General features: G+C 59.1%; 22 protein-coding genes and 5 pseudogenes. 7 read left to right on the top strand and 20 right to left on the bottom strand.

The window, feature by feature from the left end; translation table 11 throughout:
* Positions 1 to 189: 189 nt before the first annotated feature.
* On the bottom strand, positions 190 to 828 hold the full coding sequence (locus AB8B31_RS35085; RefSeq protein ID WP_439007705.1) for a hypothetical protein: 639 nt from the start codon (positions 826 to 828) through the stop codon (positions 190 to 192).
* A 654-nt stretch (positions 829 to 1,482) separates the two neighbouring features.
* Between AB8B31_RS35085 and tnpA (AB8B31_RS35080) the strand changes: the two are divergent.
* Positions 1,483 to 1,921, top strand: a pseudogene (gene tnpA / locus AB8B31_RS35080) (IS66-like element accessory protein TnpA).
* 76 nt (positions 1,922 to 1,997) lie between these two features.
* Here the strand turns inward: tnpA (AB8B31_RS35080) and AB8B31_RS35075 are convergent.
* From AB8B31_RS35075 to tnpA (AB8B31_RS35055), 5 genes are all read right to left on the bottom strand, one after another.
* On the bottom strand, positions 1,998 to 2,552 hold the full coding sequence (locus tag AB8B31_RS35075; RefSeq protein ID WP_439007704.1) for a hypothetical protein: 555 nt from the start codon (positions 2,550 to 2,552) through the stop codon (positions 1,998 to 2,000).
* Positions 2,553 to 2,657: 105 nt separating this feature from the next.
* On the bottom strand, positions 2,658 to 3,218 hold the full coding sequence (locus AB8B31_RS35070) for a hypothetical protein (protein ID WP_439007703.1): 561 nt from the start codon (positions 3,216 to 3,218) through the stop codon (positions 2,658 to 2,660).
* Between the two features lie 368 nt (positions 3,219 to 3,586).
* Entirely contained in the window at positions 3,587 to 5,239 is a 1,653-nt protein-coding gene (gene tnpC, locus AB8B31_RS35065; RefSeq protein ID WP_439007688.1) for an IS66 family transposase, read from the bottom strand.
* 62 nt (positions 5,240 to 5,301) lie between these two features.
* Positions 5,302 to 5,655, bottom strand: coding sequence for an IS66 family insertion sequence element accessory protein TnpB (gene tnpB, locus AB8B31_RS35060; protein ID WP_077976417.1), 354 nt, complete (start codon positions 5,653 to 5,655; stop codon positions 5,302 to 5,304).
* Complete coding sequence (gene tnpA / locus AB8B31_RS35055; protein ID WP_077976416.1) at positions 5,652 to 6,095, bottom strand: IS66-like element accessory protein TnpA; 444 nt, start codon at positions 6,093 to 6,095, stop codon at positions 5,652 to 5,654. The genes tnpB and tnpA (AB8B31_RS35055) overlap by 4 nt, the downstream gene beginning before the upstream one ends.
* 89 nt (positions 6,096 to 6,184) lie before the next feature.
* Here tnpA (AB8B31_RS35055) and AB8B31_RS35050 point away from each other — a divergent pair.
* A pseudogene (locus tag AB8B31_RS35050) lies at positions 6,185 to 6,462 on the top strand (DDE-type integrase/transposase/recombinase); the annotation flags it as partial.
* A gap of 243 nt (positions 6,463 to 6,705) precedes the next feature.
* Here the strand turns inward: AB8B31_RS35050 and AB8B31_RS35045 are convergent.
* Entirely contained in the window at positions 6,706 to 7,965 is a 1,260-nt protein-coding gene (locus AB8B31_RS35045) for an IS110-like element ISRel25 family transposase (protein ID WP_439007702.1), read from the bottom strand.
* A 134-nt stretch (positions 7,966 to 8,099) separates the two neighbouring features.
* Between AB8B31_RS35045 and AB8B31_RS35040 the strand changes: the two are divergent.
* Positions 8,100 to 8,516 (top strand): annotated as a pseudogene (locus tag AB8B31_RS35040) (integrase core domain-containing protein); the annotation flags it as partial.
* A gap of 107 nt (positions 8,517 to 8,623) precedes the next feature.
* Here the strand turns inward: AB8B31_RS35040 and AB8B31_RS35035 are convergent.
* From AB8B31_RS35035 to AB8B31_RS35025, 3 genes and pseudogenes are all read right to left on the bottom strand, one after another.
* A pseudogene (locus AB8B31_RS35035) lies at positions 8,624 to 9,266 on the bottom strand (ISNCY family transposase); the annotation flags it as partial.
* A gap of 47 nt (positions 9,267 to 9,313) precedes the next feature.
* Positions 9,314 to 10,315 carry an IS30 family transposase gene (locus tag AB8B31_RS35030; RefSeq protein WP_439007701.1) on the bottom strand — a complete coding sequence of 334 codons (1,002 nt, stop codon included), beginning with the start codon at positions 10,313 to 10,315 and terminating at the stop codon, positions 9,314 to 9,316.
* A gap of 552 nt (positions 10,316 to 10,867) precedes the next feature.
* Positions 10,868 to 12,250 (bottom strand): tetratricopeptide repeat protein, encoded by a 1,383-nt coding sequence (locus AB8B31_RS35025; RefSeq protein ID WP_130722845.1) that lies wholly within the window; start codon positions 12,248 to 12,250, stop codon positions 10,868 to 10,870.
* Positions 12,251 to 12,333: 83 nt separating this feature from the next.
* Here AB8B31_RS35025 and AB8B31_RS35020 point away from each other — a divergent pair, with 83 nt between their 5' ends.
* Positions 12,334 to 12,609, top strand: coding sequence for a DUF4242 domain-containing protein (locus tag AB8B31_RS35020; RefSeq protein WP_130722846.1), 276 nt, complete (start codon positions 12,334 to 12,336; stop codon positions 12,607 to 12,609).
* A 219-nt stretch (positions 12,610 to 12,828) separates the two neighbouring features.
* Positions 12,829 to 13,155 carry a hypothetical protein gene (locus tag AB8B31_RS35015; protein ID WP_130722847.1) on the top strand — a complete coding sequence of 109 codons (327 nt, stop codon included), beginning with the start codon at positions 12,829 to 12,831 and terminating at the stop codon, positions 13,153 to 13,155.
* Positions 13,156 to 13,231: 76 nt separating this feature from the next.
* Here AB8B31_RS35015 and AB8B31_RS35010 read toward each other — a convergent pair whose 3' ends face one another.
* Positions 13,232 to 13,633, bottom strand: a complete 402-nt coding sequence (locus tag AB8B31_RS35010; RefSeq protein WP_404943736.1) for a hypothetical protein — start codon at positions 13,631 to 13,633, stop codon at positions 13,232 to 13,234.
* Between the two features lie 685 nt (positions 13,634 to 14,318).
* Here AB8B31_RS35010 and AB8B31_RS35005 point away from each other — a divergent pair.
* A pseudogene (locus AB8B31_RS35005) lies at positions 14,319 to 14,528 on the top strand (DUF1236 domain-containing protein); the annotation flags it as partial.
* Here AB8B31_RS35005 and AB8B31_RS35000 read toward each other — a convergent pair.
* From AB8B31_RS35000 to AB8B31_RS34960, 9 genes are all read right to left on the bottom strand, one after another.
* A complete protein-coding gene (locus tag AB8B31_RS35000; protein ID WP_197727561.1) occupies positions 14,524 to 15,093 on the bottom strand; it encodes a DedA family protein in 570 nt (189 codons plus the stop codon). The pseudogene AB8B31_RS35005 and the gene AB8B31_RS35000 sit on opposite strands and share 5 nt — an antisense overlap.
* A gap of 197 nt (positions 15,094 to 15,290) precedes the next feature.
* Positions 15,291 to 15,842: a phosphatase PAP2 family protein gene (locus AB8B31_RS34995; protein ID WP_130722849.1), complete on the bottom strand. Its 552-nt coding sequence runs from the start codon at positions 15,840 to 15,842 to the stop codon at positions 15,291 to 15,293.
* A gap of 96 nt (positions 15,843 to 15,938) precedes the next feature.
* Positions 15,939 to 16,784 carry a COG4705 family protein gene (locus AB8B31_RS34990; protein WP_130722850.1) on the bottom strand — a complete coding sequence of 282 codons (846 nt, stop codon included), beginning with the start codon at positions 16,782 to 16,784 and terminating at the stop codon, positions 15,939 to 15,941.
* An 88-nt stretch (positions 16,785 to 16,872) separates the two neighbouring features.
* The gene (locus AB8B31_RS34985) at positions 16,873 to 17,262 is read right to left on the bottom strand and encodes a hypothetical protein (protein ID WP_130722851.1); all 390 of its coding nucleotides are present in this window, start codon (positions 17,260 to 17,262) and stop codon (positions 16,873 to 16,875) included.
* 246 nt (positions 17,263 to 17,508) lie between these two features.
* Complete coding sequence (locus tag AB8B31_RS34980) at positions 17,509 to 17,760, bottom strand: DUF1344 domain-containing protein (RefSeq protein WP_130722852.1); 252 nt, start codon at positions 17,758 to 17,760, stop codon at positions 17,509 to 17,511.
* A 71-nt stretch (positions 17,761 to 17,831) separates the two neighbouring features.
* A complete protein-coding gene (locus AB8B31_RS34975; RefSeq protein WP_130722853.1) occupies positions 17,832 to 20,486 on the bottom strand; it encodes an ABC transporter permease in 2,655 nt (884 codons plus the stop codon).
* On the bottom strand, positions 20,468 to 21,133 hold the full coding sequence (locus tag AB8B31_RS34970) for an ABC transporter ATP-binding protein (RefSeq protein WP_245494162.1): 666 nt from the start codon (positions 21,131 to 21,133) through the stop codon (positions 20,468 to 20,470). Before AB8B31_RS34970 ends, AB8B31_RS34975 begins: the two co-directional genes overlap by 19 nt.
* A gap of 10 nt (positions 21,134 to 21,143) precedes the next feature.
* Complete coding sequence (locus AB8B31_RS34965; protein ID WP_130658178.1) at positions 21,144 to 21,806, bottom strand: ABC transporter ATP-binding protein; 663 nt, start codon at positions 21,804 to 21,806, stop codon at positions 21,144 to 21,146.
* A 4-nt stretch (positions 21,807 to 21,810) separates the two neighbouring features.
* Positions 21,811 to 22,416 (bottom strand): hypothetical protein, encoded by a 606-nt coding sequence (locus tag AB8B31_RS34960; protein WP_245483879.1) that lies wholly within the window; start codon positions 22,414 to 22,416, stop codon positions 21,811 to 21,813.
* A gap of 97 nt (positions 22,417 to 22,513) precedes the next feature.
* Between AB8B31_RS34960 and AB8B31_RS34955 the strand changes: the two genes are divergently transcribed.
* Positions 22,514 to 23,170, top strand: a complete 657-nt coding sequence (locus tag AB8B31_RS34955) for a response regulator transcription factor (RefSeq protein ID WP_130658177.1) — start codon at positions 22,514 to 22,516, stop codon at positions 23,168 to 23,170.
* Positions 23,171 to 23,185 lie beyond the last annotated feature (15 nt).

Genomic DNA, 23,185 nt, shown 5'->3' with positions numbered 1-23,185 from the left:
CCAGAAACCGGCACAGGACCATCCTACAGGTTTCTATCAGCGAGAGTCCGTATCAGATCTTCGCCTTACGGACTCACATAGATGCCGGAGCGGGAACAGCCTGGCTGCGGCGCTTCGGCTGGGAATGTTCGGCGCGTCTTCCACGATTCTCTCCTGCCTGACCGACGCGTCCGGGAACCTCGGCAAACCTTAGCGGCTATGGGAATCTCTCTCCCGGGAACGCTCGCCCCGGTCCGATAGCAGCTCCGTCGGTGCAAGCGTCGCACGGCCGGATGTTACTATCTCGATCTTAGTGGGCTTCAGACCGGCGTGAACGGAAACCTGACCGGCAGTCGCGTATGCAAGTTTTTCCGGTGTACGACCCGGCGCACTGGCGTTGAGCTTCTTCAGCCCTGTAGGGCGGTGAATGGAAATGCTGATCGCCGTCGCGATGCCGGAAGGATATGGAAGACCAGTCGTCTCCATGCTTGCGCGGCTCGTCGCGCCGCTAATGCTTGTTCGCCGGGTGGAGAAACCGTCGCTTCTCTCGATCGAGGATGTTGAACTCCGCGCGGACGACAGGCGGTTCGATGGCGTGGGAGGCGTAACCCAGGACGGAAGGGGCAGCGCACCGTTCAGGGGTCTGATATTCTCGAAGTCAGCTTTCTTTTCGGCAAGGGTTCGCTCCCGCAGGCCTTCAAGCCCGGCCTCTTTCGGCCCAAAAAGCACCCCTCCACGACGGCGCGCGGCTTCAGCCGGCAGAACCTGCGGGCTTGACGGCCAGGAGGGTAGCGCGTGAGCGCCCGGCCCATTCCTGCCGTCCAGGGTATTCTCCGTTTCCGCGATCATGCGTTGCGCTTCCGATCGGCTCTGCTGCGCGTTCGGACTTCGGGACTGAGATGGCGAGTGCTTGGGTGACCCGGCTTGCAGACCCGGCCCGTGCCTTCCTTCCAGGGTCGCTAAAGCCTCGGCGACAGCGGACACGGCTGCCGGATCAGCCTCCTTTGACTGGGCAGGCAATGCGCGGTGCGACAAGGGCTGTGAATTGGGTAGGCTGATAGGAGCGCCGATCTTCAAAGCGGACGGAGGCTTGAAGTGTGCCAGTACCACTTTCACGCCCAGTATAGCCTGAAGAAACCTGAGCGCTCCTTTTTTCCTCTCCGCCATGAGATAGTCCTTTCCTGGGGCTGACGCCGATTGGTTCTTCGGCCCGATCCGAAAGTACCTAAGATATCGCGGCGGTGAAACACGTGTTTGACTTCATCTGAAATGTTGAGCCGTGACGACCTCTGTCTTGGGGAAAAGCCAGCGGGTTGCGCCAGGGCCGGCCGGCGTGCCGCAAATGCATCGGAGAGCCCCCGGTAGGGAGTTTTCGAGGCACGGGCTAGGTGAGGCTATCTCACTGAGGCTGCCGATCGCGGCATCCTCCTCCCCGAGCCAATGGAGCAGTCGCGTCATCGCTCCGTCCAGAGCTGTCCACCTAAAAGAGGTGGACACCAAGTTATGGACGAATGTCAAAAACTCGCTGTGCGGCTGGTTGGTCGGAATGGGAGACGCCGTTTCGATCAACGTTCGAAAGATCACGCTTTGTTGCGGCCTGCCTTGAACCCGGCGCATCGGTATCGAAACACGCGCGCCTACACGGGGTCAACACGAACCTCGTTTGGAAATGGATCAGGAAACACACCCTGGCCCATCCTTTGCCGCCGTCTTCGCCATCGGCCTCTATCCCGGTTCAGATCGCCGCCGCGAGCAGCAAGTTTGACATTGAGATGCTCGCGACGGATCGTGAAGAGTCAACGTGGAGAGGAACAGAGGAACGGCCGTTGTGTCCTAGAAGATGAGCGCGTCATCGCCGAATGGTGTGAGAGTGACGCTGGAATGCGGCGATCTGGACGCATTGACGGCCGCAATCGGAGCCTTTGGTCACGCCTTGATCTAATAAACAAGAATATTAAGGAGGGGAGATTGCAGGAGATGTTCACGAGGATCGTGTCGAGTGGCATGCCTCCTTTCAATCAAAACGCTAAGTTTGAGATTAGCCGAAAGAGAGCCAAGCAGATCAAAATGATGATGGTCGCTACCAGCGGATTCCGGAAATAGTTGCGTTTTTTCGCGCTCGATTCAATCGCGCCGCGAAAAGGAAGGAATCCAGGTCCTGTGCCTTTGACGCCATCGTAGACGTAGAGTTTGCCGGGCGCTCCCCCTCCATCTAGGATGGGTCCGAATTCCTCCCTCATCGTCGCTTCTTTCAAGCCGGGCGCCTTCTTACACAGGTCGTCATCTTCGCTTGGGGGGTTGCGCCCGAAGTAAAAGGCTAGTGTTTGGGACCCGATCGACCTTTGGGCCAGGCGAATAGCTACAAAGCAGCCCCGCCAAGCTGCTAACGTTTCAGGATCGCCGAAATCTGTCGGCGTCGGCCAGCGTCGTGGTAGGAAGCCCCTCCCTTCGCTCATAAGGAGCCCCCGCGCCAAAGCGCGGCGCGCATAGCGCACTTGCTCAGGGTTATTCAGATCCGGCCGCCACTCCCGCGTCTCGGCAAATAGGATTGCCACACCCTCTTCATCTGTCATCGCGAGCCCCGTCAAATTGGCGAATGATGCAACCTACACAATATCTACCTTACCGATTCCCGATTCCTAGTATTGATATTGACCTGACCTGCTACTTCAGAACCGTTACAGCCCACGCCCTCCACGGGAACGTTCATCGAGCCCCCTACTGGCGTCCTGCGCGCGTCGGCGATGCGCTTCGCCGTTCAAAATTTCGGTTTGATGTTGTTGATTCGTAACCCCGTGGCGCGCAATGGCATCTGAACCACTCATCCCATAATCTATCGAGTCGCGAAAAGCTCCTACTTTTCGCACTCTATCCGACTGCGAGTTGGGGAAGGGACCGCGTCTAGCGATGACGTTATCGGCCATTCGCTCGTCCCCTGGGCCGCCAACTTCCTGGACTGCAACGTTCGCACGTCCGAGAACAGTAGCGCGGGCAAGTTGCTGAAACTTTGCTCCAAGCGTTGCAGGATTGGAGACGAGAGTTTGCCGATAATTCGGACTGGCTTGACGCAAGGCGTTAGCGGTAAAGAAGGCTTCTTCTTCAATATCGGGGCGGGACGCCCCTCGCATTGCCTGCCGCATGATATTCATGCGAATCTCAGCCGGTAGATTGTCGAAGGTGGTGTGATTTTCCTCGATCAAAGGCTCTCGTCGATTTTGGTTCTCTGGATTATCTGCCATCAGTCTCGCGTCCTTTCCACACGAAGCTCGCTCAATTCACTTCGAGCGAGGCGAGCGAAGCCGTCTTCTCAGTCTCGCGCTAAAAAGTAATGCGCATTGCGCACAATATCTGGCGTAGGAGTATCGGGTAAACTGATAACGCGCTGCATTTGTAATACCCAAACGCCCGATTTCTGAGTAAGGCTGTGTGTCCGTCTGAATTCTAGAGATCAGCCGTTCCATCGTCCGGGGCCAATCGCGTCTACGGGCTGTACCGCCAGGAAGGACTTTCGTATGCGGCGTCCGCGCCCCATTGATTTTTCAGTTGCAGCGATCTGAGGTTGGTCTACGGGCCGTCAAATGAGCTCACCGATGAGTACCTGATGAGCTCATTGTGAGGCCTTGATGCGGGCGGCATAGGCCCAGGGCATCAGAGCATCGATGTCTTTGGCGAGGTGGCCGTTTGCGAGGCGGGTGAAGAGGTCGCACAGATAGGCGTAGGGCTCAACGCCATTCATTTTACAAGTGCCGATCAGGCTGGCAAACCGGGCCCAGTTCCGTCCCCCTTCGTCATGGCCCGCAAAGAGCGCGTTGCGGCGGTTCATGGCCGGGCGACGGATGGCGTTTTCCACCAGGTTGGAATCGATATCGACGTGTCCGTCGTTCAGGAACAGCCGGAAGCCGTCCTGTCGCGTCAGCATATAGGCCAGGGCAATTCCGAGGTCCGACTTGCGTGAGACACGCTTGGCCTGTGCTGCCAGCCAGGTGAAGAACTCGTCCACCAGCGGGAGGGACAGCTCCTGTCGAACCGCCCGGCGATGTTCGGGATCTGAGTCCCGGATACTGTCTTCGATCTTGTAGAGCGCGGCGATCCGCACCAGCGCCTCGTCGACGATGGGCGATCCGCTCTTTGGTGTGGCCTTGATCAGCTTTCTGCGTCCGTGTGCCCAACAGAAAGCCAGCTTCAACGGGTCGCCGCCCGTGCGTTTTGACGTGGCGAGATGAGAGTAGCCTCCATAGGCATCGACCTGGATTGTGCCGTTGAAGCCATCCAGGATTTCTGCGGCATATTCGCCTTTACGTCCTGCTCGATAATGGAACACCACGCCCGGCGGGGCTGAGCCCTTCCAGCCGCGGTCGTCACGCAGGACAGCCCAGAGATAGCCGATCTTCGTCTTGCCGCGCCCAGGATCAAGAACCGGAGCCGTTGTCTCGTCGACATAAAGCCGAGTGCTTTCCCACAGCAGCCGTTCGGCCATGTAGTCGACCACCGGTGCGATTTCGCTGCCCGTGCGCCCGAGCCAATCGGAAAGCACCGTGCGGTCTATCGGCACCCCGTGTCGCGCCATGACCTCGGCCTGCCGGTTGAGCGGCATATGTTCGGAATGCTTGGCGACGGCGATCTCAGCCAGGAGGGCTTCCGTCGGCCAGCTCCCTTCCAGCAGATGCGCCGGCGCTCTGGCCTGGACGACGCCCGTTCGACCCTTGGGGCAGGCGTATTTCGGGCGGATCGTGACGATCACCTCGTAGCGTGCCGGGACCCGGTCGAGCCGTTCCGTCCGATCCTCGCCGATCCGGACCATGTTGCCGCAACCGCAGGGACAAACGATGCTCTCGGGCTCGATCACTCTCTCGACCCGCGGCAGGTGTTCGGGCAGTGCACGGGCCTTACGCTCCTTGCGAGGAACGGCCTTGTCCGGATCGGATGCGCTGGCGTCGATCTTTTTCTCGACGGCGGCGATCCGCGCCTGTGTTTCGGCAATCGCCGTTTCAAGGTCTTCCAGCGCCAGTTCCATCTGCGCCGGATCGAGCTTTTCCGATTTCGGCCCGAACTTCGTGCGCCGATAGTCGTGAACCTGCCCCTCAAGCTTCTCGATCAGTTCCTTCAACTCGGCGATGAACGCGTCCTTTTCGGCCACCACCGCCTGTTCATGCTGGCGTGCGGCACGCTCGACCTTAAGCTCGAACTGCATCGCCGCAAAGGCTTTGATAACCTCTGGCGGAAGGTCCGGAAACAGGCTGAGATCAAGGGGCGACGACATGCGGCCTTATAGCAAGGCAGCACAAAAAATCCAAATAAAACAATGCAAAGACGGCCGGATATTTACCCTGCCGCCGACGGCGCGGTCACCCGTTGTGCCATGACCCGTCGCCAGTCAAGACCTTCGAACAAAGCCTCATATTGACCCCTGGAAAGACGCATCGTCCCATCCTGAACCTTGGGCCAGGCAAAGCTTCCATGTTCAAGAATTTTGTAGATCAGCACCATTCCGGTGCCATCCCACACCAGGATTTTCAGGCGATCCCCGCGCTTCGACCGGAAGATCACCGTCACCCCGGAATGCGGGTCGAGCTTCAACTCGGTCTGCACCATCAGAGCCAGCGCCTGATGCCCACAGCGGAAGTCCACCGGCCGCGTTGCAATCAGGATCGGCAGTCGTTGGCCCGCGACGATCATGCCGTCCCTCGCATGGCTCGCACCAGAGCCGCCACACGTTCAACCGGCACATCGCCGGGAACCCGCATCACGACATCCGGGCCGATCTCCAACGTCAAGACCGACGAAACCGCCTCCGGCAGCGGCGGCGCCAAAATATTCACAGCCTCGCTCGGCTCCGCCGCAATCGCCAAAGGCACAAATGCAGGCTCGGCATCGCCGCTCTCCGCCAGGTCCGGCATAGCCTCAAAAGGCAGGGCCAGAATGCCCTCGCGCACTTGCCGGCGCCACAAGGAAAGCTGGTGCGGCACAACGTCATGACGGCGCGCGACATCAACAACACGAACACCAGGCTCAAGGCTTTCCGCCACGATCCGCGCCTTCACATCATCCGGCCAACGCCGGTTTCCACGACGCGGCTCGACAACTTCGTAGCGCCCAACAAATCCTTCTTCTGCCATGCAAATCTCCAGATACTCCTGGAGACCTTCTCGCATAGGCAACAAGCCTCAAAATACTGCCAATTCAATGGGGCGGAAACGGCGCTTACGGACTTTCCGTTCGCAAACGGAAAGTCAGACGGCGTGCTGTCGGCACCCGTGCACCGATCTTGGTCGAAGCTAAGGCCAATGCCCGCTGGTCACTGGACTTCGTGCACGACGAGTTCGCCTGCGGAAGGAGGTTTCGCGTGCTCAATGTCGACGACGTGACGCGTGAATGCCTGGCAGCAATCCCAAATACCTCGATCTGCGCGGTCGTCGTGTTGCTCGCGAGCTGACGACGCTGATCGAACGGCGCGGCAAGCCGGGAATGATTGTCTCCGACAACGTCCTATAATCGGAATGAAACGCCGTTTTGGCAGCAGGTCGTTGTCGCGTCGGTCTCCCGATGCGTTTGAATTATGATGTAGGCCCGGCCAATCGTCAACGAACGGTCTCTCCCATAACAAACACAGAGTACGCATGATCGCGGCTCTCACCGTCCTTAAGACGAGATCCTTTTTGCCGTCGAGCGGAAGGCCTGAACATTATCTACGAGGTCGCTGAGCAGCTCAACGCCTCCACGGCACTGTCAGAGAAGGGTCCTTCCGCTGTGGATCGTCCCCTCAAAGAAGGGGCGATAAGGTTCACCGCTTTTGATAACCGCATGTACGGTGCGGGCCATCTTGGCGGCGATTGCTGTTGACGCCTTGCGACGTAAATGGGTGTTGTGACGGTCCTTGGTGATGTATCGCTCGAACTTGTCGCGGAAGCTGTTGGCGCGCTGCAATATCGCGACTTGAGCTGCCATCCATAAGGTCCGCCTCAGCCGTGCATTTCCATATTTGGAGAGTTTGGTCTGGCCTCGAAACATTCCTGACTGGATTGTCGCAAGATCCATGCCGCAGAACTTCAAGAACTGGCGATGGTGTTGAAACCGGCGCAGGTCCCCAGCTTCTGCCATGATTGTCAGAGCATTGATTGGGCCAATGCCGCGGATTGTGCATAAGAGCTGGTAATCTGCGTTGTCCTTCAGCATCGCAACCGCACGCGCCTCGATCTCATTACGTTGGGCGATTAGGCTTCTGCCCTCGGCCAGGATCATACGAAACATGCAGATAGCGTCAGAGTCCGGTGCAACTGGAAGGCCTATCGAACGGGCGGACGTTGCGTAAATATCTGCCAACAAACGCTCTTTGCCAACTTTGCGACCAACCACCTCCCAGGCAGCTTTGATGAAAGCGTCCTTGTTCATGGCTGCGATGAAGTGCGGAGACGGAAACAGTTCAAGGAAAGCAAAGAACCAGTCGCTGCGCGAACTGCGGTGGAAGCGATCCGCTTCAGGGAAATACAACGGCAGGTAATGCGTCAGAATCCGATGCCACAGTTCGGTCTTCGACCTTGAGATCATATCGTGGGTCTTCGACAACTCCTGAATGTCGTTGGTGCCGCGCATCAACGGGTCATGGTAGAACTGCTCGGCACCAATGGTCATCATATGGAGGATAACCTGGGCATCCTTTGGATCATTTTTATCCCAGGAATTATGCAGTGCCTCCCTGGTCCGAGCCAGTGCGATGGACGAGATCAATTTGATCTCGAAGCCCGCTAAGCCGAGCCGATATGCCAATGCGCGATGATAGTTTCCCGTTGCCTCGAAGTCGACACGGACAGGACGCTGATAGCTACGCAGCAGGCCGATGAGGCGATCGAACTCATCGAGATTGTTGAGCACGCTCACTCGACGTCGACGCTTTTTGTCCGGTGCTTCGATCAGCACCTCGTGGCGTTCTTTGGAAACATCGATAGCTGCCAGAACGGGGGTAAATGCGGTAATGTCGCAATCGGTCATAGCCGGTCTCCTTGCAGTGTGGCTTCGCAAAACCACTGTGAGACCTATTGCCTGGCTATGACCACCTGCTTCGCCTGATTGGGGCTACGCAACTGGTCATAGCCTCATTCAGCGCAAACTTCCGAAGGTGTTACGGCACGGAGTTCACCTCGAACGCAATCCTCGCGTGGTCGAAGGAGCACAAGGTCGAATGGCACTACATCGCGCCGGGAAAGCCGATGCAGAACGGCTACGTCGAATCCTTCAACGGCCGCATGCGCGACGAACTGCTGAACGAGAGCCTGTTCTTCGGTCTCGGCCACGCCCGCAGCGCCATTTCCGAAAGGGCGCAGGATTATAACCATTTCCGGCCGCACTCATCGCTCGGATATCAGACCCCGGCAAGCTATGCCGGGTCCATCGCCGCAACCGGCTCCAACGCTACGCAAGATGAAAGCTTCGCGTTTCCGCCGGTTGCTCCCACCGCGCCATTTGGCGTATTCAAAGCCGCCGAGGCTCTAATTGCCGCTCGAAGAAAGACCAGTGGCACGTCAAAATGGATCAAACGGTAGAGACTGCAGCACGGCAGCGTCCGATCGCATGTTTCGGTCCAGTGAGTGCGCCTGTGAGAAGGGGCGAGGCCGTCTAGATACGCGGCTACATCTGTGAGTATTAAATTCTGATAACCATTGCCCTGGCTTCCATCCGGTATCCCAAACATATGATCCGTCTGACCGGTGCGGCGAGGGCCGCGCTTACTTCGCTGTAGTTCACGTCCAGCCCTGCAGCTCAGCGACGATCGAAAGCATGTCGTCCAAACGCTTGTTCTCGACGACCTCCGGTCGGTGGATCGACCGCAGGGTATCGAAGGTTCTGTAGGGCAGGATGAAGCTCTCGTGCATGATCTCGAGGCGGCCATCCGGATAGTCGCAGACGACGGTCTTCTTACCCGCCAGCGCCCTGGCCTGCTCCGTTGGATCGAGAATGAACAGCACCTTGTCATATCGCAACGTCAGAGACTGCGACAGCGTGCGGACTTCCTTCCGGCACATGGCGCCGTCAAGGTTCTCATGATCGGCCAGGGGCCGATGCATGTCCTTCGGATTGCGTGGCGGCTTGCCGAAACGGGTATTGAAATCCGCAATGAATTCTGGCGCATAGGCGTTGGCCGCCTCGATCGTGTCGATATTGCGCAGGCGTAATTCCTTCACCAGCCGATCCTGCAGCGTCTGATTGGCTCGTTCGACGCGTCCCTTGGCCTGCGGGGTGTTGGCGCAGATGATGTCGATGTTGAGCTCATAAAGCGCCCGCCCGAACTGCGTCTGGAGAATCTAACCGAAGTGCGTCATGCCGATTTTAGGGTAGGGGTTCAGCGTCCTTCTTGCAAATGGGCCATGAAGACTTCGGCCGGTGTCCTGTAATCGAGGCACTTTCTTGGCTGGTGGTTGAGATGGCGAGCAAGCTGGATGAGGTTGCGTTGCGAGACGGCCGTCAGGTCCGTCTCGCCTGGCATGAAGCGACGGATGCGCTTGTTGGTGTTTTCCACCGCGCCTTTCTGCCACGGCGCACTGGGGTCGCAGAACCAACTACGGGCGCCGATGCCATCTTCCAAAGCCCTGAAACCGGCAAACTCCGTGCCGCGATCAAAGGTGAAGCTCTGGCGTGCGAACGCCGGCAAGGAAGAGAATGCTTCGATGATCCTGTCCATGATTGGTCGCGAGTGTCGGCTCTGGTTCTTGATCATCACGGTGTAGCGGCTTTTGCGCTCGATCAGGGAAGTGACGTTGGCGGTGCCCAAGTCACGTTGGAAGATCAACAAGTCGCCTTCCCAGTGGCCGAATTGCGAACGATCACCAATGAAGTCAGGCCGTTGCGATATCCTACAGGCAGCAGGAAAGGCACCGTCGCGGGGTTTCCTCGAACCGCGAGGGCGGCGTTTGCGGCGGCCCTCCGGCAGATGCTGATAGAGCTTCAGCGCATAATCTTCCTTGCCGTAGATGAAGCGATAGATCGTCTCGGTGCAGACACGCACGGTGCAAACGCCATCCGCGAGCAGGCGGCCGGCGATCTGTTCGGGTGACCAAAGCGCCTCCAGCTGCTCGATAACCAGTGCGCGCAATTGCGGGTGGCGCACAAGCTTCCTCAAACGCCGTCGCCGCTCTTTGCGGATGTCGTCAGCAACCGTGCTGTAGTAGCCGTCGTAGTCCGGTAGTTCGCGATCGCGAAACGTATTGCGCTTGATCTCGCGATAGATGGTCGAGCGATGGCGACCGAGTTGGCTGGCCATCTCATTGATCGGAACCTTCCGCTCGACCAAATGATGCAGGCGCCGTCGATCGGCGAGGGTCAACTGTGAATAGCATCGCGACATGCCAAAATCTCCAAAGTGAAACCATTGAAATCATTCGCATGTCGCACTTGGAAATAGAATGTACCCCCTTACATCGCAAAATTGCATAATGCGATTTATGGAACTACGAATGCTCCTGCCTCGACGGACTACAAGCGGCGGCCGCAGGTTCCGACGGCCTCATCCACGTCGCTCACCGGCAAGATCTGCTTCCAACCGAAGGCCTCGACGCGGTGGCTGCCGCGGAGCAAAAGATCATTCTCGCATACAATGAGGCTCTGAAGGGGACCGGAAAGCCGCTGGTCACGTCGGGGAGCATCGGCTCGCCGGGTTGGGAACATCTCGGCCGCCCAGCCATCGAGGAGGATCCGACCCTCTCTGGCGGCGAGAAGTTCAAGGGCACCTTGCGAGTTCGAAACATTGTCGAAACGACTGTGCTCGGTCTCGCTGAGCTAGGCGTGCGCTCTTCGGTCGTACGGATTCCGACGAAAATGCACAGCACGAGCGACAATGCCGGTTCCTGCCGATAAACACGATGGCGAGGACGTTTAGAGAACAAAACGAGCGCGATGATCAACCCCGAATAATTTCGGCCGCCCGGCGGGCGTACTGGTTGGATTGTTCGTCTTCACCCATCGCTGCAAGCAGGAGAGAAAGATTCTGGTACGTTTGAGCGTCAGCAGGACGTAGTCTTATAGCGGTCAAATAATGCGAGCGCGCATCCGAAAACGATCCTTTCTCATGAAGAAGTACTGCCAGATTATTGTGGGCTTCTGCGTAATCAGGCATCGCCCTGATGGCTGCACGATAGTGTTTCTCCGCTTCCTCTAGGTCTCGTTCTTCCAGCAGCATCGCGTAGTTGTAGTGAGCTTCGGCGTAATTTGATCTGGCCTGCAACGCTTGTATGTAGTGCGCCTCGGCCTCCTTCACGTCGCCTAGACTTTCGAGGAAGACCCCGAAATTATTATGCGCTTCGGCAAAGCCGGGTCGGAGCCGCAGGGACTCTCGAAAATGATGTTCCGCCTCGTGCCGATCACCCCAGGCGTCGAATAGACCGGCCAATCGCAGGAGGGCGTCTACGTATTCCGGCCGCCACTTCAGAGCCTGCCTGTAATGCGTCTCGGCCTCCTCCGGTCGATCGGTTTCTTCGAGTAGGATAGCCAGGTTGTAATGGGCTTCCGGATATTGAGGCCAAAGACGTATGGCGTCTCGATAGTGCTTTTCGGCGGTTGTCCGATCACCGCTGCGTTTTAAGATGACGCCGAGGTTGTTATGCGCTTCGGGGTAGTCAATTCGAAGCTCCAATGCTTTCTCGCAGCAATGCATCTCTTCTGCCAACTGACGATCATCCGTGCCGACGATGGCTGCTCCTTTCAAAAACCAGTCCTCTGCCGTCATCTGCTCTTCGGAGCGCGCTGCTAACGCCCCTTGATCCACTGAAAGGACGCGATAGAGGTGCCGTCGCGGAAGGTAGTCGCCTTTCAGTTCAAAGACGTCGACCTCCTGGAAAAGGTAGACCGGCAGGTCGATGAGATCGAGGACAGTCTGCGTGACCAGGAGGGTATCGGGCTCGGCGCAAGATTCCACTCGCTTGGCGATATTCAACGCCCGGCCAATCCAGGCATCGTCGTCGTGCATTCGAGAGCACTCACCGAAATGGCAACCGACTCGGATTGGCAGGTCGTGAGCCGGGTCCGACATCAAGTGACGTCGTCGTTGCTTCCAGTAGGCGATCAGTTTCAAGGAGAAATGAACGGCTACATCAGCAGATTCGAATAGATAAAGATGCCCGTCGCCTGTAAAGTTCTCATGCCGTCGACCGTATTGGCTCGCGAGCGTCTGAGACAGGTATCGATATTCGGCAATCGTAGTTGTAACGGAGTCGCGCGAAACCCTGTTCCAGACCGCTGAGTGTCGAACGAGATCTGTGAACACGGCGGCAAAGTAGATGTCCATTCGCAACTGCCGAAGTTCCAAGCGATCGAGGGGAGCGGCTTCAAACGCAGCCCCAGTAATCGCACAACGCTAGGACAACTATCATGCCACAGTACATGGTCGAAAGACACCTGCCCGGGATAACCCCGGATCAGCTCGGCGCAGCGGCCTCCCGCGCCAAGAACGTCACGGCGGAGATGACCAGCCAGGGCAAGCCCGTGCGCTATCTTCGGTCGACGTTCGTGCCGTCCGAGGAGCGTTCATTCTGCCTGTTTGACGCCTCGTCCGAGCAGGATGTGAAAGAGGCAAACGAACGCGCAGGGATACCCTTGATCCGGATCACCGAGGTGACGCATATCTCTGCCGACGACGTCATTTAGCGCCGCCGTATCCCTCGGCTTCATATCCTGCAAGCCCTCTGCCGCCTTCCTGAAGAGGTCCTCGGCCGGTTCAGCCGCCTTCGCCTGCACCGAACGTCCGTCCGGAGCGTGGAACGGGCGGACTCCCGCGGGTTTGAATGTCGAGATAAGCATTTTGGATAGATATTCCCAGTGCTCTATCGCGGTTACAATCTTCGCTTAAGGAGAAGGGAGTGGACGATGAAAGCGATCACGGTTTCTGGCCTCATTTTGCTAGCCTTCGCATCTGGTGCATATGCCGCAACGATGACGGCGGAGCAGTTGAAAAGCGAATTGGTAGGCCACCCAATTCACTGGAAGTCAAAGACACAATCGGGCGTCACAACTTATAAACCAGACGGAACGATTGAAGCGACTGTCGACGGGGACAAGGCCACCTACAAAGGCACGTGGAGCATCAAAGACAATAAGATGTGCGAGAAGTTCGGTAAGGAGAAATGTGCAACGATCAATTCGCTTGGAGGTAAGAAATACTCCAAGGGGGCTGGAACATTTACGGTGGAATAGCACCTGTTTTGGTTTTCGTCACCAGGCGGCTTACGTGCCGCCTGGCTTCTCGCGTAACGGGAAAAAGCGCCTGAACTCAGCCAGCGGCCTTGATGCTCGTGTTGCAGAGGCTCCAATAGCCGCCACCCTTCTGGATCCACTTCAGATCGCCGAGCGTGCCGGCATCCTTGGCCGCATGGTAGGCGTCGACGCAGGTGTGCAGACGGGCCTTACCGGCCGTCTCGCTCGAATATTTCTTATCGATCGCCTTCGGGAACTTGACGCTCTTCGGCGCCGCGGTCGTCGGCTTTGCCGGTTCCTTCTCGCTCGTAGCGGTGACGTCCGCTTCGTCAGCCTTATCGGCAGCAGCAGCGTCGGCGCCACAGAACTTTGCGCGGAAATCGTTCCACTTCACGTCTTTGCCGGAGCCGTCGGCCTTAGCGGCTTGGTACTTGGTGCTGCACTCTTTCATCGTCAACGCATGCGCCGGCGACGACATGAGGAAAGCAGCAACCACCGAGCCGGCGGCGGAGAGAAGCAGTTTGTGCGTGGTGCTATATGACTTGGTCGATCCAACGAAACCCATGACACTCTCCCTGGTTAATTTACAGCGCGAACGGTGACACCCACCGAATGAACAATGGATGAACAAAGGCCACTGCGAAGTGCATCAAAGACGCTGCGTCGGGGAGAATTCGCCCGGACGTGGAATCCAAAGCAGCGGAACGATCGGTTTGACTGATTGCGATGGAAATCGTCAGGGGCCGCCCAACGTACAGGAGACCCAATGCTTGGGGTAAGCAATGATCGCTGAACGGCCGAATAGCATGATATGAAATACTGCTCGAAATCACAGTCAATTTATGTTTTGGAGCAAAATGAAAGAAGGAAATTTTTAGTTGAATAAATAACTGTAGCACTACCGCGCGCCGATGGTTTGTCCGGAATAGCACAGGAACCGCTTTCGCGCGCGCTCAGTTTTGGAAGTCGGATCGCGGGAGAAAGAGACCCAGGCTGCGGGTCTCAGCCGCCCCTAAACTCTTGCGATCCACCCTCTCCCAGGGTTAGCCGCGCAGAGGCAAGGTTTTTAGTTGTTCCTCCACACTATCGCCTTCGGTAACGCTCTGCGCGGCCTCCTGTCCAAAATTCGATCGTTCCACGCCTCCGTTCCCTGTGTGCGACCCACGACGACCGAACAGAAGCCCGCCGCCAAGTCCGGCAGCACCGATACACGCGACTCGGCCACGTCAGGCACGAAGAGCAGCACGCAAAATGTCAAGCCTGCAGAAGGCTCGGGCAACGCCGCCACCACGCAAAGCGGCAATGCGTCGAAACAGTCGACCGACCAGAACTCTTCGACGACGAGCAAAAGCTCTTCCGAAATCAACGTCAACAAGGCCCCGAACCAAGAATAATGGCGAGAACCCGCGCTTCCGAGCGCGCCGGATCGAGCAGGTCGCCGACACGCCGGCTGAGCCACGTGTCTCGGGTTTCAGCCCACCTTCGTGTGGCGAGAACCTCCAGAAGGGGAACAACACGCCTTAATACCCACCGCCCAAGACGCCAAGTGACCCAACCCGTTGCGAGCAGAATAACTAAAAGGATTGCCAACGGCTTTGCTGCCGAGCCCAGAGCACTGAACATTACAATGACGAGAACGCCCGGTAGAATGTGTGACGGTGCCCATACCAGGGCCGAGGCGGTGTTGACCGCATAGAACCGCCTGACGGACATCCCGAGCATGCGCGCGAGAAGCGGGATGAATGCTCGAACACCAGGCGCAAAACGAGCGATAAGTACGCTCTTGTCACCGTGTCGTATGAAGATGGTCTCGCTACGCTCGACCAGTTCCGGGTATCGCTTCAGTGGCCAGAGGCCGAGAATCTCCCGATGGTATCGGTGGCCGAGCCAGAATGATAAGCCGTCTCCAACGATCACGCCAAAAGTCGCCGCGGCCATCAAGGGTCAAAGGACGAGAACGCCACTCGGCACCAGCGTTTAAGGTAATTATGACCACCGTGCCGGGAACAACGACGCCCACGATTGGGATCGACTCGCAGAGTGCAAGCAGGAACACTGCGATCTAGGCGATGTGCGGATGCGCGCTCAGCCAATGGATCACCGATGAGAGAAATGACGCGAGCATTACCGGCAGCCTAAAAGATTCGAGTGATCAGGCGGTCGGCTTTGGTGCCTTCGCGATATATTGCAAGGACTATGAGTGCTGCGATGACACCCGTCAGTGCTCCGCCGAAGACGTCGCCGGCGTAGTGGGTCCCGATATAGATGCGGGAGAAGGTGACAAGGCAGGCCGCCGCAAGGAAAGCAAATCCGGCGCGTCGGGCGCCGTGAAGGAGAAAAGCGGCCGCAATCGCAAAGGTCGCCGTTGCATGATCGGAGGGAAACGAAAAGTCGGCGCTCCGTTCGATCAACAGGTCTGTTACGCCGTTGTCATAGGGACGAGCCCGGTGGATAAAGAGAAGAATGAGTTGGTTGAGGCCGAGTCCCAGCAAGAACGAGAAGCCTGCCGCCACGAGGACATGCCGTATATGCGTCCTATCAGACCCGCGCCACCATTGCAGGGCTACCGCCATCACCATGACCGGGACGCCGATACCGGAGACCCAGACCATCAAGTAGTCGATCGCAGCGCTATGTCCCGCTAATCCATTGCTGGCGCGTGTTACAGCTACGTCGAGTTCATACATTGTCACACTCCAGTTCAACCCTTGCAGCCCGAAAACGGCGACAGCAAGGAATGTCGCCGCGGTTGGGTGATGTCCCGGAATGCGCCGGCGACCGCTTCAGAATTCGTCGTTGGCGGCAATCAGCTTTTTGCCTTCACCCACTGCCGGCACCTCCCCATCTTGACCGACTGCGACCAATTCGTCGCCACCGTGCCGCAGGCTCATGAAGGCGACGATCGTGACGATCGCGGCGAGAAAGATTGCACTCGTTATGATCGTGCCGAGGCCTAGGCCGCCATATTGCGCGGGCTGAGACATCAGATCCCCGAACGAAGCTCCCAGAGGCCGGGTCAGGATGTAGACCAGCCAGAAGCCGAGTATCGGGTTGAGATCGAGGAAGAAGTAACCGACACTGAGCGAGATGATAATCATCGCGAACAGAATACCGGTCGCCAAATATCCAAGCGCGAACTTCTCGGCGACCAGATCGCCGGCCGCCGTGCCAAGCGCAAAGGTGAACAGAATGGCGAGCCAATAGAAGCCCTCGCGTCGATTGGTGAATATGGAATGGATTGAAAGCGTACGCTCTGTCTGGAACCAGAGCAGGAAAGTCAGCGCCAAGGCGATCGAGAATGCGATGGTCGTATCCAGTAGCGGTACATTGAAGTTGTCGACCAGATTGTCGGTAATCAACGTGCCAACGATGCTGATCAGCACCACCGAAAGCCAATAGGTGGCAGGAACATACTTCTTCTGGGCAAATTGCCAAACCAGTGCGCCGGCGAGAATTGCTGACATGATCAGCGATGTCGCCGTCAGTCCCAGGCCCATTTGCATGTTGAGATAATCGGCCGCCGTTTCGCCCATGGTGACGGCCATTAGTTTGATGAGCCAGAAGTCGGCCGTGACACGAGGAACGCGATTGTAGACGAACGCTTTGGCGGTTTCTCTCGTAGCGGGCATTGCGAGTATCCTTGAATGGGCAATGAAGCGTCTCGCGGTTAAGCGGCGCGAGCGGTGCGAAGGGCGCGGAACAACGGTTAGCCGTCGGCTACTGAGATGGCTGGGCCGGATGATTGAGAACCGCCATAAGGGTGGCGAGCGTCTTGTTGACGTTGTCGGCCGAGGGGTCCGATTGGCGTAGCGCCTTGAGCGCAGCATCAGAGGCAGCGTCAATGTGGTCCCAGTCGTTCGGATTCAGCGGACGGATTGCGCTCTCGGCCTGATCCCAGGCGGTCTCGTAGTCCGTGATCCGCTTTGCAGCCGCCGTCAGATCCCCCTTGGAAGCGAGGGCCTGAACGTCGGCAACGATGGTCTTGAACGATGAGAGATCACCGAGGTCCTTCGTTTTGGCGGGCGCATTGTTGGCATAGAGTTCAAACCCCGTGAAAGCCGTCACCGGAGCAATAATGAGCGCGATGGCGAGAAAAATCTGTCTCATTCAAAAATCCCTAAATTCTGTAAACGCGTCACGCCTGCATCGCCCTTCGGCGGTGATCGACTGCGCCTCGCTGACGCCCCCAGCGCGCTCGCCGCCTTCCCATTGGCACTTCCTTTGACCGACAATAACTACGCAGAGACTATTAGCGGAGAATTAGAGCCGATGCCGGTGTGGGCCCGATACGTAATCATCCGTCGCAATCGCGCGCGAAAGCGGCGGCCGCGTTGTCGCCGGCCGCCGCAAGCCTCACTTCTCTGGGGTCAGGTGAGAGACGACCGCCTTGCCGCCCTTGATCGCGAAGGTTAGCTGAACCTTCTCACCGACGCGAAGGTTGGTATCCTCGATCCCTTCGGGCAGGGTATAGTTCTTGCCGTCCGACAACGTGATCGTATCGGCCTTCTTGCTGATCGCGGTGATCGTACCGGACGTCTGGGCAGCGAATGCCGTGCCCATCGGTGCCAGCGCCAGTATTGCGACCATAAGCACTTGTGGTTTCATTTCTTTCTCCTTCATGGTTTCAGCCCCAATCTGTAGAATTTTTCGCAAGGCAGCGCCGGCGCGGCCGATGCTTATTCGCCTCTCAACTTCTCGGTGACGTGTACCCGGCTGCGCATCGCTTCGCTCGTCGCGGCGAGGAGGGCAGCGCTGGTTGCGGTGATGACGAGGGCAGCGAGATAACCCCAAGGCAACGAAAGCGCCTCGGGTGGCGGGTCGAATACCCCGGTCAGCAGCTTGACGAGCACATAGGCTATGAGCGCTCCGGTCAAGAGGCCGAGAAACATGCCGCCGCCGACCACCAACGCAGCCTCGCTCCAAACAAAGGCGCCAAGCTGCCGCGGCTTGGCACCAAGCGCGACGAGGATGGCGAAGGAGCGTTCACGGTCTGCCAACCCCAGCCCAAGGACCAATCCGCCCGAGGCGGCAAGCATGACCAGCGCGAAGATCAGCTCAAGCCGCGTCAAACCGGCGAGGTCGATCGCTGTGAGACTCGATCCGATCAAAGCAACGGCATCACCAATCTGGCTCACCTTCAGTCCAGGGAGGCTCGCAGTCGCGCTTTGGGCGGCCAGAGCGACGCGGTCAGGATCGCCGCTAGAACGGAGGAGGACGATCTCGCTTGCTGCGGAACCGGTCTGCTCGGCGATGTAAGCGGCGTTGGCGACCAGAAACGAATCCTTGGGCGCAGTCGGGAATTCGCGCACCACGCCGACAATGTGAAAGCGGACGATGTGGTATTGGTGATCGGTTGCGTTTTGCAGGCGAAGATTGATGCTGTCGCGGCGGCTGAGCTGATAGTCGTTCACGGTTTCCTGAGAGACCAGCACGCCATCGGGCGTTCGCGCGAGATCGGCAAGTGTCGCCCTGGCGTCGCCATTGGCGAAATAGGCGTCGGACATCGCCGTTGCTGTTCCGATGCGCTCCGGATCGATGCCATAAAGATCCTGAAGGTCCGTCCCAACGTAAGCGTATCGATGTTGCATCGGCTGGGCGGCCGCCACGCCCGGCAGCCTGGAAAGACGGTCGAGCGCCTGGGATGCGGGCGCGGCGGATGTGCCCGTAACCCTGACGTCCGCCCCGTTGGTGAGTTCGGCGTCGACCCGTGCCTGGGCCTCATAAGTCGCGTTGAAAATCGCGGTCGATGCGGCGAAGGCAAAAGCAAGCGCAGCCAGGCCGATGCCAGCAGTCAGCCGCCGGCCTTGCCGTGCAAATGTCGCAGCCACAACATCCGCGAGACGTCCGGCGACGGGTCGTAAGCCCCTGGCGATCGCCGGCCGGCCTTGCCGCAACCCGGACCCGACGAGCCGCATGGAAAATAGCGCCAGACCATTCCAGAGCAACACCGGGGCGAGAAAGGCCGTATAGTCGACCGCGGTCGCCGCCACGCCCTCCGGCGCGAGAACGACCTGGTATCCGCTCGCTGCCGAACGCCAGTAGAGCGCCGCCGCGAGCGCCAGCAGCACCAGATCAAGATAGAAGCGAGCCCAAAGTGGTGCCCGGTCATTGCCGATTGGCCGCCGGGCGCCCGCAATGCTCAAGCTACGGGCGTCGCGCCAGGCGGGGATCAGGATCGCTGCGAGCGAAAGCGCGATCCCGGCCACCGCCACGGTGCCGAGCAAAGGAACCGCTGCGCTTCGCAAGAGCGACACCCCGAGGATGAAATTCGCGGCAAGAGCAGCAAGGAGTATACCGAGTATCGCACCGCCGACACCCGCAACTGCCGCTTCAGCGGCAGCCAGGCGAAGAACTGTATCGACCGTTGCCCCGCGCAAGCGCAGCAAAGCCTGGTCGCGGCGGCGCCTGTCCCGACCAGCTCCGGCTACGGCAAGCGTAAGCAGGATGGCGAGGATGGCCCCGGGGGCACCGAGGAACAGGAAAACCAGCCGAGCGTAGAGGGCATCCTCACGGACCGCCCCCAAACGGGCCGCCAGGTTGTTTGCGAGCAGCCCGGTTCCAGCCACGCGAGCCTCGAAATTGTGGCCGCGCTCGGTCGCCCAGGTGCTCGCAGCGACCGGGCCGGAGGGCAGATCACGATGATCGAGCTTGACGTGGAACTCGGTCCGAATGGTATCGGGCCGGCTGGCGCCTTGCTGCTCGAACGCCTGCTGCCACTGAGACATCGGCAACAGCAGAACGTTGTCGGGCGGGGCTTGTGGTGCGGCGCCAGCCGGGACACCGATCGCCTGAAACATCGCATCGGCGTTCGGCAAATCGACGATACCGGCGATCGTCACGCTGGTATCCGGCGCTTGGTGGTGGTGGATGACGACCTGATCCCCGACCCCGACATGCAGGTTGGCGGCAGTCTGCTGCGCTATCACGACGCCGTCGACCGATCCTACGAGCCGTCGAACCTGTGCCGGGAATTGGTCGAAATAGCCCGGTCCGATGCCAAGCACCGTGCCGCCACCCGAGGTCTGCACGGTGCCTCCCGTGTTCGCCTCAAAGCCTGGTACGTCGGCATAGTTGATCAACTCCAAGCCCGTAACCCGCGCGGCAGACCGGATCGCTGCCTCAACCGCACTCTGATCCGCCCCCGATAGCGCCTGGACCTGCCAGTCGACGGGAACCTGGGCGACCGACCGAGCCGTCATCTCAGCTGCGCTGTATTGCAAAAAGGCACCCAGGCACGCGATAAAGGCGACCGTCAGCGCTACACCGCCGATGGTGCCGACAAGCCGACCGGAGCGGGTTCGGATAAGTCCGATCAACCAATGCCCGTACATGGGGACCTCTCAACCTTGCTTTCGAATTTGCCGTGGCGCATCCGCCAGATGCGGTTCATCTTTGCAGCCACACGCTCATCATGCGTGGCGATGATGATGGCGCTTCCGGTCTGCTGCCCCCAGGCGAGGAGCCGGTCGACCAGTATCGCAGCGCCGGCCTGATCGAGTTGGCCTGTCGGCTCGTCAGCGACAATTAATTCCGGATTGGTCACAATGGCACGGGCTACGGCGATCCGCTCAGCCTGGCCGCCGGAGAGCTGCTCTGGCAACTTTCCCGCGAGCGCTTCGACGCTGAAAGTCGCAAGCGCTGCCAGGGCGCGCGCCTCGGCTTCGGAGCCGCTACCGAGAAGGATCGGTAGCTCGACGTTCTCGACGGCGGTGAGCGCGGGCATCAGGTTGGCGGATTGGAAGACGACGCCGATCCGCTCGGGGCGCAATGTGTCGGACGAACCAAGCCCGGGCCATTCCAATAGTCCTGAGCTTGGCATGTCCAGTCCCGCGATCAGGTTCAAGAGCGTCGTCTTTCCGCAGCCCGACGGTCCCATGATGGCGATGGTTTCGCCGGCATTAATACTGAAAGAGCAGCCTTGAACGGCTGCCACGGTACCCCGTTCGCGCTGAAAGCTGCGCCAAAGATCGACGGCCACAGCCAAGGTCTTAGCCATGCACGATGCCTCCATCTCGGATGTCGATGACGCGGTCGGCCCGTGCGGCTAGCGGACGGCTGTGCGTCACGACCAGGACGGCAGCGCCGCTCCGGCAGTTTTCGATGAGGCGATCGATGACAAGCTGCTCGGTTCCCGCATCAACCTCGGCGGTCGGCTCATCGCACAGCAGGATTGACGGCTTTGCTGCGAGCGCCACGGCCAGGCCAGCGCGCGCCGCCTCGCCGCCTGAAAGGTGAGCGGGCAAGACACCCGCGAGGCCGCCAAGGCCCAAACTGTCGAGAAGGCCATCGATCTCATCCGGTCGGCCGTGGCCGGAAATCTCCATCTGGAGACGGACGTTGGCCCGCACCGTCAGATGCTCGAACAGATTGCCGGACTGCATGAGCATACCGAAATGGCGCGCCCTAAGCCGAGCCCGCTCCGGCTCGGGGCGTCGGGTCATGCGCTCGCCCAGGACCGACACCACGCCGCCGTCCGGCTCATCGAGCCCGGCAAGACAGGCAAGCAGCGTCGATTTCCCGCTGCCCGACGGGCCTCTCAACGCGGTGAATTCTCCGGTATCGAGCGTAAGGGCAACCCCGCGCAAAGCCACGACTTCGTCGTCGCCTGCATGATAGAAGCGGTAAAGCTCGGTCGCCTCCAGTGCACGCATGTACTCATCTCCACTGTAAAGAGTTGGAGATCAGCTTCCACTGGTCGACATTATCCGCGCCGGCCGGTGCGGCCAGATCGAGGGTGACCGTCTTGCCATCCTTGAACAGAATGAAACGCTCGTGCTCGAGCCTGATCTGTTTGTTGGTGACCGGGTTGGGCGCGGAATTCGACTGGTAACTGATGCGAACAGCCGGTCCGGCCGCGAGCTTCACGGCCCTGACCGCAGTGACCTTCACGGCGTGCCCGGCTTTCTCGAGGTTCGCGATCTCGCCGGCCCGGACCGAGGCAACCGTCGGAGCCGCCTTCGCCGTTCCAAGAGCAGCGCCGATTTCATCGTATTTGTCGGAGAACCGGACGCTTGGGCCGATCACTGTCCGCGACCATCCCTCGGGCACTTTCAAGCTGAACCCGTCCGGGGAGGTGTAAGCAACGAAGACCTGGTTGTCGGGAATGTCGCCCGGAGGGTTCGTTTCAGGCGCTACGAGTTTCTCCTGCGCCGCGGCTGGAAGAAACGCGCCAGATGCCGACATGAGCAGCGTGGCGAATGCGGCGGCGATCCAACAACGAACGGTCATGACGAAGTCTCCTTTGCAAACCAGCAAGGGCATATGACGCTCGTAGAATTAGGAGGGTCTTAGGGGGTTTCTCCTGCCCCAGCCGCGTCGAGTACTTCTGTTCTGGGGAACGTTCGGTCTATTATGGGGCATGCGTGTTCTCGTGATCGAAGATGATGCCATGCTGGGCAAGGCCCTCGTACAAGCCCTGGAAGATGCCGGTCTGTCGGTAGACTGGGTGCGTGACGGGCAACTCGGGGACGAGGCCGCCGCGGTTGGCGGGCATGGTCTTTTGCTGCTCGACCTTGGCTTGCCCGGTCGTTCGGGCCTGGAAATCCTGCGCTCGCTGCGGACGGCCGGCGACAAGAGGCCAATCCTGGTGATCACCGCCCGTGACGAACTCGACGATCGCGTCACGGGGCTCGACCTCGGGGCCGACGACTACCTGGTGAAGCCGTTCGAGGTCAAAGAACTGCTCGCGCGCATGCGTGCGGTTTTACGCAGGCATGGCGGTCAGGCGGTCTCGGTCCTGGGTACGAGCGAGATCGAGCTCGATCTATCAAGCCACGAGGTGACATATCGGGGGCTGAGCCAAGTGTTGCCGGCGCGCGAATTTGCGCTGATGCATGCGTTGCTGGAGCGTCCTGGAACCATTCTTTCACGCGCTCAGCTCGAAGAAAGGCTCTATGGCTGGGGTCAGGAGGTGGAAAGCAACGCCGTCGACGTGCTCATCCACTACGTGCGGCGCAAGTTCGACAAAGACATCATACACAACGTCCGCGGGGCAGGATGGATGGTCCCCAGGTGAAGAGCATGACTTCGA

The organism is Rhizobium sp. 62_C5_N11_2, assembly GCF_051811185.1.
GTDB lineage: Bacteria > Pseudomonadota > Alphaproteobacteria > Rhizobiales > Rhizobiaceae > Rhizobium > Rhizobium leguminosarum.
This window is presented reverse-complemented; position numbering and strand designations above follow the sequence as displayed.